11 protein-coding genes are annotated in these 9,929 nt (G+C 41.7%); 6 read left to right on the forward strand and 5 right to left on the reverse strand.

What is annotated here, in order from left to right:
• Positions 1-289 precede the first annotated feature (289 nt).
• Positions 290-649: a hypothetical protein gene (locus VHA02S_RS23800; protein WP_005445454.1), complete on the forward strand. Its 360-nt coding sequence runs from the start codon at positions 290-292 to the stop codon at positions 647-649.
• 134 nt (positions 650-783) lie between these two features.
• Here VHA02S_RS23800 and VHA02S_RS23805 read toward each other — a convergent pair whose 3' ends face one another.
• The gene (locus tag VHA02S_RS23805) at positions 784-1,497 is read right to left on the reverse strand and encodes a hypothetical protein (protein WP_038897551.1); all 714 of its coding nucleotides are present in this window, start codon (positions 1,495-1,497) and stop codon (positions 784-786) included.
• 615 nt (positions 1,498-2,112) lie between these two features.
• On the opposite strand from VHA02S_RS23805, the gene VHA02S_RS23810 reads away from it, so the two are divergent.
• Positions 2,113-2,910: a DoxX family protein gene (locus VHA02S_RS23810; RefSeq protein ID WP_038897552.1), complete on the forward strand. Its 798-nt coding sequence runs from the start codon at positions 2,113-2,115 to the stop codon at positions 2,908-2,910.
• A gap of 105 nt (positions 2,911-3,015) precedes the next feature.
• On the opposite strand, the gene VHA02S_RS23815 is transcribed toward VHA02S_RS23810, so the two are convergent.
• A complete protein-coding gene (locus VHA02S_RS23815) occupies positions 3,016-4,650 on the reverse strand; it encodes an ABC transporter substrate-binding protein (RefSeq protein WP_009697438.1) in 1,635 nt (544 codons plus the stop codon).
• A 388-nt stretch (positions 4,651-5,038) separates the two neighbouring features.
• Between VHA02S_RS23815 and VHA02S_RS23820 the strand changes: the two genes are divergently transcribed.
• Together VHA02S_RS23820 and VHA02S_RS23825 are read left to right on the forward strand one after the other, a co-directional pair.
• A complete protein-coding gene (locus tag VHA02S_RS23820) occupies positions 5,039-6,148 on the forward strand; it encodes an L-dopachrome tautomerase-related protein (RefSeq protein WP_038897553.1) in 1,110 nt (369 codons plus the stop codon).
• A 112-nt stretch (positions 6,149-6,260) separates the two neighbouring features.
• A complete protein-coding gene (locus VHA02S_RS23825; protein WP_038897554.1) occupies positions 6,261-6,626 on the forward strand; it encodes a cupin domain-containing protein in 366 nt (121 codons plus the stop codon).
• A gap of 125 nt (positions 6,627-6,751) precedes the next feature.
• On the opposite strand, the gene VHA02S_RS23830 is transcribed toward VHA02S_RS23825, so the two are convergent.
• Together VHA02S_RS23830 and VHA02S_RS23835 are read right to left on the reverse strand one after the other, a co-directional pair.
• Positions 6,752-7,180, reverse strand: coding sequence for a nucleotide triphosphate diphosphatase NUDT15 (locus VHA02S_RS23830; RefSeq protein WP_005445461.1), 429 nt, complete (start codon positions 7,178-7,180; stop codon positions 6,752-6,754).
• A gap of 95 nt (positions 7,181-7,275) precedes the next feature.
• Positions 7,276-7,656 (reverse strand): hypothetical protein, encoded by a 381-nt coding sequence (locus VHA02S_RS23835; protein ID WP_038897555.1) that lies wholly within the window; start codon positions 7,654-7,656, stop codon positions 7,276-7,278.
• Between the two features lie 290 nt (positions 7,657-7,946).
• On the opposite strand from VHA02S_RS23835, the gene VHA02S_RS23840 reads away from it, so the two are divergent.
• Complete coding sequence (locus tag VHA02S_RS23840) at positions 7,947-8,279, forward strand: YceK/YidQ family lipoprotein (RefSeq protein ID WP_005445462.1); 333 nt, start codon at positions 7,947-7,949, stop codon at positions 8,277-8,279.
• A gap of 107 nt (positions 8,280-8,386) precedes the next feature.
• Positions 8,387-9,109 carry a peptidase gene (locus VHA02S_RS23845; RefSeq protein ID WP_017818050.1) on the forward strand — a complete coding sequence of 241 codons (723 nt, stop codon included), beginning with the start codon at positions 8,387-8,389 and terminating at the stop codon, positions 9,107-9,109.
• A 110-nt stretch (positions 9,110-9,219) separates the two neighbouring features.
• On the opposite strand, the gene VHA02S_RS23850 is transcribed toward VHA02S_RS23845, so the two are convergent.
• Positions 9,220-9,690 carry a hypothetical protein gene (locus tag VHA02S_RS23850; protein WP_038897556.1) on the reverse strand — a complete coding sequence of 157 codons (471 nt, stop codon included), beginning with the start codon at positions 9,688-9,690 and terminating at the stop codon, positions 9,220-9,222.
• Positions 9,691-9,929: the final 239 nt, after the last annotated feature.

The raw sequence follows: 9,929 nt of genomic DNA on the forward strand, positions 1-9,929 counted from the left end.
GGTTACTTGGGTATAGAACACTCATTAAAAACAAAGCATATTCAAATGTTGATTTCAAAAAAGACCACTAAAAACAATAATATCAACAATGAGTTTGTCGATATGCAAAAACTAAGATTCAAATAATAACAAGTGAAATTTAGTTCAATAAAAATAAATAAAGCAAAATCCAATCAGTGTTATATCTATGGTAAATAAAACATAGAGAATGGCTTATTGACACAAATGTAACAATATGTTTCCATAAAAACATCAAGTTCAACTTTTCATCAAAAGGTGCCTGATAGCCATGGAAAAACTAAGTAAAGAAGAGCTTAATGCGATTGCAACAAGAATGCTGCAAGACCTTATTATGTGTCGGATGCTTGATTTCCCCGAGCAAGGAAAAACAGCAAAAGAAATATCATTACTTACGAGGATCGATATATTCTCTGCATTTAGCATGCTCAACAAGCTAATCGATTGTGGTTTGATAGAAGAAAATAAATATCGGGATGACATTTATTATCGAGCGATCAATATTCCCGAATATTTTCACGTAAGTGTGCATCCCAATATTATTCTTGATTATGCAACAAGAAAAACAGAGCACATAAAGTTCTCTGGCACTTCAAAGCGATTATACAAAAAGCACTATATTTCTAACTGATACGAAGGCTAGTCGTTATCCTAGCAACAACAAAAATGAAGGCTTACCGTGGCAAGCCTTCATCTTGATGATGTTTAGATGAATATTGATTTAAGAGACGTGGTATCGAAAGGACTAACGGCTAGGAGCTAGAGCTAGGAGCCATTTTTGTTAATGTAAACGTCCGGCATCAAACAAGACGTGATGTCTGAGTTTTCGTACTCCACACTGTTCATTAGCTTTCCGCCTTGTAGATCAACGTTTTTCACTCCCATTTGTTTAAGGTCGTTAAGTGAGTAGTACCAACCTTCTGTGAGCTTGTTTTTTTGGCAACTTCTGTCTCTTATCTGACCATAAACCGTGATATATGGGTCGACATTGATGTAATTAAAGTACGCCTTTTCTTTGACCCTCAGATGGTTGAGGTAACCTTCATATTGATTCCAATAACCGTTTGGAATGGTTTGTTTCCACAGTTCATCAGATTGTAACGCACCACCGTGCCACCCTATCAAGGCGTCCTTTTTAATGGTAATACTATTGGCAGCCGTTAAGACATAGTTTGCGCATGCTGAAAAACATAGACGGCTGACTTCCACATCAAGATTATTTTCTTTTACAAAGTACCCAAACTCGATACCGGTATCAATCTCGCCTCCAGGACTGGTAATTCTGAGCTTTTTAATCTTCTTATCGCTAGATTTTACTAACCGAATTGCTTTTAAAACATCACCGCCAGAAATGACACCATCATAAACCAAAGTATCACCAATAATGATGACTTTACTCGCGGTTGGAACCATCAATTGTTGTGATGCACAGCCTGACAATATTACTGACAAACCAACAAGAATATACTGACGCTTCATAAACTGTTCTCGTTTTATATTACGATTAAGCCGCAGAAAAACAGCAAAAAGAGACACTTTACATCTTTTTTGCTTAGTCTTTTCATGAGGAAATAAAGACACGAGAAGACAATTCGTTATATCTTCTCCAATTGATTCATAAAAGCACAGTTTGATCTCACAAGATAATAGATATCAGACAGTTATGCGATCAGGTTCAAACATTAATTGCAGGGAAATATATTTACCCCATTGACACATAAGACATAAATATAGTTAAGCACAGAATCTAATTGAATATATGAATGACATATGCTCAAGTGACTTCAAGATGCAGGGTTCAGAGCATTGTCATTGATTCCCTGTTTACCGAAATTAAGTAATAAAAGTCATTTTTTATCAATAGTCGACAACGTGTTGAATTGAAGGATACTTATTAACATCGGCTTCACGTTCTGCCTCTCCTCTCTTCCACCTTAATTACTCGCTGTCTTGCAGCTGTCACTCGCTTTGTCTGTGTATTGTTCATCTCAGCCAAAGAATGATTTCACTTATTCCCTAATTATCAGAGAGTTAATAAGGCGTATTTTATTGTTCAGACACTCACTACAAATTCATAAACCTGATGAGGACAGGATGACTGCTCTTACTGGTCACGAGATGGAGAAACTATCAATGAACAATAAAAACAACACGTGGGTCGGGTTACAAATAACGTCTTTAGCGTCACTGGCAGCGATCGTGTTTAAACTCAATACCTACAATGATGTGTGGCTAACCACATCCCTTCTATGCTTTGGCGTATTGACACCTATCCTTGTTTTCGCTCTGAGAAATCGCAACAGACTGTCATTTTTGATGACCATTGCTCCAACCATAGTCATCATTCGTATCGGTGATCAAAATGACATTTCATTGGTTGGGTGGTTAACCGCCTTATCGTTGATCCCGTTGCTTGTTCAGTTCATCGGCATTGCGAAAGAGATATACAAAGAGAGCCCAAACGAATTTGCCCTTACCTGTATACGCCTATTTCTCGGATTGAACTTCTTAACCCACGGAACGGAAAAGTTGTTTGCAGGAACCCAGATACACAATGGCATGCGAGGTTACTTTGGGCAGGTTGCTGGCTTTGATACGGTCGGTCCTTGGTTCACTGACTTAATGATCTACGTAGGTGGTATAACGGAAATTTCCGTGGCGCTATTGATTGGCTGGGGATTGTTTACACGCATCGGCGTTTTGTGGGCAATTGCGTACTTAATTGCGGCAGAACTCTTCTCGGGTCACTTCTTCACAGGATATACGTGGGCACTGCCGGGCGGCGGATGGGAATTTCCTTTCTTCTGGGCAATGGCATTGTACCCATTCTTGTTCCTGCACAATCAAGGGGCGTTATCTCTAGATAGTATGCTTCGTCGAGTTCGCGCTTAAGCTGGCTTTCTCAGCTTAGCCACCCTTGTCGATTTCCCCCGTCCAAAAAAGAGAGTTTGAGTTTCGCAAATCTCACGAAACTCAAACTCTTATCTAGCAATAAGCTTATTTCGCTTTGATGTACAGATCTTTGGTGTAGATCTTATCCTCAGCGTTGCCTTTCGGATAACCACCGAGAAGTGGAGAAACCAAACGAGTCGTCACGTACTGATAGATAGGCGCTAATGGCATGTCTTTCGCCATCTGAGTTTCTGCCGCGTAGTAAAGCTTGGTTCGCTCTTCTTCTGAGGTCGAGTTCAACGCTTTTTCTATGATGTCATCGTACGCTTTGCTCTTATAGTGAACTCCACCATTGACGTTAGAGCCGATCATCAAAGTCAGGAAGGTTGATGCTTCGTTGTAATCCCCACACCACGCGGCGCGCGTAACATCAAAGTTCCCTTCATCACGACTGGCTAAATAAGATTTCCACTCTTGGTTTTCTAAGTGAACTGTCACGCCCAATGTTTTCTTCCACATTGATGAAATGGCAACGGCGAGTTTCTTGTGGTTTTCTGATGTGTTGTACAGCAGATTAATATCTAGAGGATGTTGTTTGTCATAGCCCGCCTCTTTAAGCAGTGCTTTTGCTTTTTCATTACGCTGCTTTTGAGTGAGTTTGCCGTATTCAGGCAACTGAGGGGAAAATCCGGCCGTGATTTCTGGCGTCAGGAAGTACGCAGGCTTTTGTCCCTGCCCGAGGATGGCTTTGGTAATAATGTCTCGGTCAATCGCATAAGACAGCGCTTTACGTACTCGAACATCATCAAACGGTGCACGTTGAGTATTGAACTGATAGTAGTAGCTACATAGATTGCCTTTTATCGACAAGTCCTCAGGGTACTCTTTTTGAAGTCGACGGAAGTGTTCGTTTGGCACTTCGTTAGTCATTTGAATCTCACCTGACAAGAAGCGGTTCATTTCTGACACCTGATCTTCAATAGGCAGATAAGTCACTTTGTTAATGACGGTGTGTACATCATCCCAATACTTTGGATTTCGCTTAAGCACGAGACGCTCGTTGACCACCCATCGGTCTGGCACATATGCACCATTCCCCACAAAGTGTTCTGGCTTGGTCCACTTATCTCCCCACTTCTCTACCGTTGCTTTATGGACTGGCATCATGGTGGTATGAGCGAGCATCTTAACAAAGTATGGTACTTCAGCATCGAGCTCGACCTTAAGGGTATAGTCATCAAGCGCTTGGACACCTAACTGACTGATGTCTTTCTTGCCTTCTATGATGTCTTGCGCGTTTTTCATTTTGGTCGAAGAAAGATACCAAGCGTAAGGTGACGCAGTTTTTGGGTCTACGACTCGACGGAAGCTATAAACAAAATCTTGCGCCGTAACCGGGTCACCATTAGACCATTCTGCGTTGTGTCGTAAATGAAAAACGAAGGTGCGATTGTCCGTTGTTTCCCAAGACTCCGCGACGCCAGGGATGGTTTTACCATCGGCATCTTGCGTTACTAAGCCTTCCAGTAAATCGCGAATCACATTAGATTCTGGAACGCCCTCGGACTTTTGTGGATCAATGGTCGCGACTTCGGTGCCATTACCTCGAACAAACTCCTGCTTTTTAGCCAGCTTTACTCCGTCTGGCACGTTCGCGGCGAACGCAGGTTGAGTAACGGCATAGCCGATGATACTGGTACTGATAAGAAGTGTAATTTTAGTATTGTTATTAATGAACATTGTTGTGCCTGCTTGTTTGCTGTGAAACTTTTTATTAACAACCACTATTCACTACAATATCTCTCTTCAAAAGATAATAATTATTCACAAAATCAGACGCTTTACATCACTTCATCACCACAACTTATCTCTTGCTAATTAGATTCAATAAAATAGTCACGTTGGAGCTTTGAGCTTTGAGCTTTGAGCTTTGAGCTTTGAGCTTTGAGCTTTGAGCTTTGCACTCACGGATTATCAAAAATTATTAGAAAATAAATCAAATAAAGAACTGTTTTTAATGGACTATTCCGAGGCTAGGATTTCAATACGCACTGAATGAGACGCTCAACATCTCATTCGAGTCGCCAAAATCCATACATCAAACTGTTCATTTCAAAATGGAAATAAAATGAAAAAGCATCTTTTAACTACCAGCCTCTTCACTGCTGCTGCCGCAATTTCAGCGGTGGCACCCCATTTAACTTACGCTGCGGAAATCGGTTCTCTAGAAGCCGTGACACAATTTAACGATTACCGCGGCGCAGGTGTCACCGTAACACCCGAAGGTCGCTTGATCGTAAGCATGCACCCTTTGGACAATCCCAAATATCGAGTCGTCGAAGTGATGGCGAATGGTACTAAAAGACCCTTCCCAACCATGGATTGGTCAGACGGACCAGAGGTCGGCGATGTAGGCTTAAGTGCGGTTATTGGCGTTCACTCCGACAGCAAAGGTACGGTCTGGATGCTCGATATGGGCAGCGAAACCTCACCAGCACAATTGGTCTCGTGGGACACGTCTAAAAATAAGTTGAGCAACCAAATTACAATTAACTCATCTGCACTAAGAGACAACTCGTTCCTGCAAGATTTTGCCATCGATGAAAAGCACGCGAAGATCTACATCGCTGACATGACCTTTGGCAACTTCATTGGTGCAACGAACCCCGCTATTGTCGTGGTAGATTTAAAAACGGGTCAGTCGACACGTGTATTAGAAAATGCGCCCCAACTTATGCCAGAAGACAGAGATATAGTCATCGAAGCTTCTCTATTGGCATCGAAAACAGAACAAGGTGCCACGAACCACTTACGTTTTGGGTTAAACCCAATCGCTATTGATGACAATAACGAATGGCTCTACTTTGGCGCATTTACTGGCACAAAAATCTATCGAGTTCCGACTTCAGCCCTAGAAAATGCAAAAAACACAGATAGTAAGCTGCAGAATAAAATCGAAGTATATGGACCAAAAAGACCCAGCGATGGCATTGCGTATGCGCCAGGGGGTGGCATTTTAGCGACCGATCTCGAACATAGTGGTGTTGGTTTGGTCACCAAAGGGAAATATCAGACACTTATTCAAGACAAAAAGCTATCTTGGCCGGACAGTATGGCAGTCAGCGGCGATTACATTTATGTCACCCAAGACCAGCTTCATCAGCACCCAGCATTCAGTCAAGGTCTCGGTAATGCAAAGGCGCCTTACACCCTGTATCGCTTCAAATATCAACCTTAACGGTCATCTATTACGTGTGAACAATGTTTCTCTTTACATACGGTCAGTAGCGACATAACGTCGAAGGAGATAAAAAGCGTTTCAATCCCAAAAATTCAAGGAGTTATCATCAATGAAGAAGATCAACATTAATGAGAAATTTGGGCTTTTTTCAGAGCAGTGGACACCCAAAATATTAGCTGAGTCGAACGGTCAGCTAGTTAAAATCGCAAAAGACTCTGGCGAATTAGTTTGGCATAAACATGACAACGAAGATGAACTGTTTATCGTCTTTAAGGGTGAACTGACGCTGAAATTACCAGAGCAAGAAGTGGTACTAAAGCCGGGTGAAATGTTTGTTGTACCGAAAGGTGTCGAGCACTGCCCTGTCGCCGAGCCAGACACTCACTTCATGATGATTGAGCCATCAACAACGGCGCATACTGGTGAGCTGAAAAGTGATATTACCGTATCGGCTGAAGAACAAGAGTGGATATAGCGCGATAAAATTAACCACTAGTCATTATATCCCTGCACTTTGAGGTTACTTAGGGATTAGTATCAAAGCTGGTCTAGAGCTCAAAACTAAACCAGCTTTTACCAAAGGGGCAACGCTACGGCTCTCTATTCAGCGCTAGCTTGGAAAAGCACATCTAGTTCGGTTTGTGCTTTTAGCAAATTCTCTAAAGGCAAAAACAGAGGCTCCGGAAGCTTGTCTAAGTCAAACCATTTCCATTGCTTACACTTCTCCGGTTCAGCGACCTGAGGCTCTCCAACCTCACATGAAGCAGCAACAAACAAAGTGACATAGTGCTTACCCTCTTTCTCGAAAACATCATTCGTGAAGCTCAACTTCTTAAAAGACCCAACAACTAAGCCGGTTTCTTCGAGTGTTTCGCGCTTAGCACAATCTTCAATAGATTCACCCCATTCAAGGTGTCCTCCGGGTGTAGCCCAAGTATGAGCCCCGTGTGAGCCAATACGTTCACCAAGTAGCACTCGTCCTTCGCGCACAATCACTGCCGCGACACCTACTCTTACTGCTTTATCCAATCTAATCCCCTTTTTAATTACTGCATAACGCCGCAATACTTTGCTATGTATTTAATACCGATAGAAAAGCATCCTGCTACAACGAGTAATGTTGCCTAAGCGCCTGCCATAACGCTGTTTTGTATCAATGCAAAACCAAAAATCAACAGTCCAAATGCTTGGCAACCTGCCCTAATGCGTATGTAGATTTCTTCGTTATCTCGCTTATCGAAATGGTCGATGATTTCTACCAAACAGTAAATACAGCCAAGTATAAAGGCAGCAAAAGCGATGTATATGGCATCACCGTGTAGCGTTACCTCTGTACGCCTTCCTAAAAACACATATAACTCGCCGGAATAGATGCCATAAGCGCCATACACCACCAGAAAGACGCCGACTACTAAGTTGAGGACTAACTTATGTTTAGGGAACGAGTTAGGAACATGTTTTTCTCCCGCTTTTCTATTTCTCTGTATGAAAAAATCAGTAAACATAGTTATTCCTAAATTAAGTTGGAACGTAAGTGGTATCGCGACGTCAATCGTTGATTAAATTGCCACATTACACATTTCTAGGGGGGTCTGTGGAGAACGATGACAATCTAAGAGCGAAACCTTTCATTTCCCTCTCTCTTAAACGCCACTATGCACCTAAACACTCTAAACCTTGTTGCGTAGCGCATATTATTGAACACAAAAAAGAATATCTACTCGCAATTCATTCTTTTGGGCTATAGATTCAATTTCAACGTTTATGTTTATAAAATATTTAAATGAAAATGAAAATGAAAAACAATAACTTTAAGAAACTAAGAACTGCATTACTTCTTACGCTTACCACTTCAATGATGGGTTGTTCTTCTTTGGATACTCACCTTGTGGGAGGGTATGGAGCGCCGTTTTCAGGAACAACACTGGCAGTCGCGTCCCAACCTTGCGCTTTTAGAAACGACTCGGTGGTCGACTATGTCTTTTACCCTTTGACTTTCATCGACATCCCGCTCTCTTTAGCAGCAGATGTCGTCTTTCTTCCGGTTGATTTAGCAATGGTGTTTACGCCAACGACGGACTATCGATTTGCATTAACACAAGGCTGTGGCACACATAGCATGATCTAAAGTTTGTTGTTAACTCGACAGCTAGCATTTTTATAAAAGCCCTACACATAAGGAACCAGACGCAGATAAACATGTCTATTAATGCGGTTCATTAATCAGGTAAATTTATGTGTGTTAAGTTAACAAAAATGGTTCTCCCTTTTCTATTGCTGCCGGGAGCGCCCGTTTACAGCGCAGAAACAACCAACGTTACACTTGTGGGTGACTCGATTCACTACACCGGTACATTAACCTCCGAAGCAAACGACGCTGTTGTGGAAATCTATGCTGATGCGGCAGTAAAACCAACCACTCTTGTGATCTCAAGTGACGGCGGTGATGTGGAGCTGGGAATGGCCTTAGGTGAATGGGTTTTTGCAAATAAAATAGATATTGAAGTCAACGACTATTGCCTTTCCTCTTGTGCAAACTATGTATTTACCGCAGGCAAAAACAAATATATATCAAACAAAGCAATTATCGGTTTTCACGGAGGCTTAAGCAGTCAGGAGTTTGATACCTCAGATATTGAGGCTTCATTTAAGGACTTACCCAAAAGACAAAGGGAAGAAGAAATTCAAAAAGTCTTATATGAAATGCAAACGTATATTGGCAAAACTAAGGAAAAAGAAGATTCGTTCTTCAAAAAAATCAAAGTAAAACAAGAAATAACAACCCTTGGTCAATCTCCCCGCTACGATAGTTTTTCCGATTCGGATTACTCCGGTTGGACCTATAACCCAAACGATTATTCGAAACTTGGAGTGAAAAACGTTTTTGTTAAACAGCCACCTTGGGAACTCGAACAACTCAAAAAATTTGGAAAAGTTTTCGTAGTCGAAGTCGAATAAGCTTCTCGCTAAAGCCCTGAAAAATAGCACCGGGAAAACCCGAGAATAAGAGACATCTAGGCTTGATAGTCCATTCAATCAAGCCTAGCTACGAGATACGCTTCAAACCTCTATTGCCAGGTAGAAATAATCTGTCTCAGCTTACGTTCTTGTCTTAGTGCTTCAAACCAAAAACCACCACAAGTCAACGCGATTCCAAACAAAAACATCCCGAGTGGTATGAGCAAAGGTAAGCTAAAAGTATCAACACTCAGAAGAATGTAAATACCGGCACCTCCGGTAACGGCAAGCCAGAACAACATAAAACACATCACAAACAAATTTAACCGCATGGAGACGCTCACCCGAGTACCATCTTTATTCGCCTCTACCTTCCCCTTCATGACAGGTAAAAATGAATTTCTGTAACGAATGTTTCCCACAAGATCGAAGCCCGTTTCGTCTACCTTTCCACAAAATGCTGAAGAGGAACTAGGCTTGAAAAAAGCTCGTTCTGATGTGTTTTCTTGTATTCGCTTTAAAACTTCAGGTGCAGACAAGAACGTATCGATTTGAAACCTATTATAGGGAATTAACTTCATAATGATCTCTATATTTAACATATACCCAAGTGACTTCAAGATGCTGGATTCAGAGCGTTGTCATTGATTCGAGTGCAAGGAAAACAACGAAGCGGAATAGCACGCTCTTTCCAAGTTGTTTGACGTAGCAATCGGGTCAATGACACGCTCCCAGAGGGTCCTCTTTGCAAATAGTAAGGGCCTTTGTTTGTATACTTTGTTGCCGATTCTTGATTTAGACCCACTAAGCCTTCAAATCG

Origin of the sequence: Vibrio harveyi NBRC 15634 = ATCC 14126 = KCTC 12724 (assembly GCF_001591145.1) — a bacterium.
Classification (GTDB): domain Bacteria; phylum Pseudomonadota; class Gammaproteobacteria; order Enterobacterales; family Vibrionaceae; genus Vibrio; species Vibrio harveyi.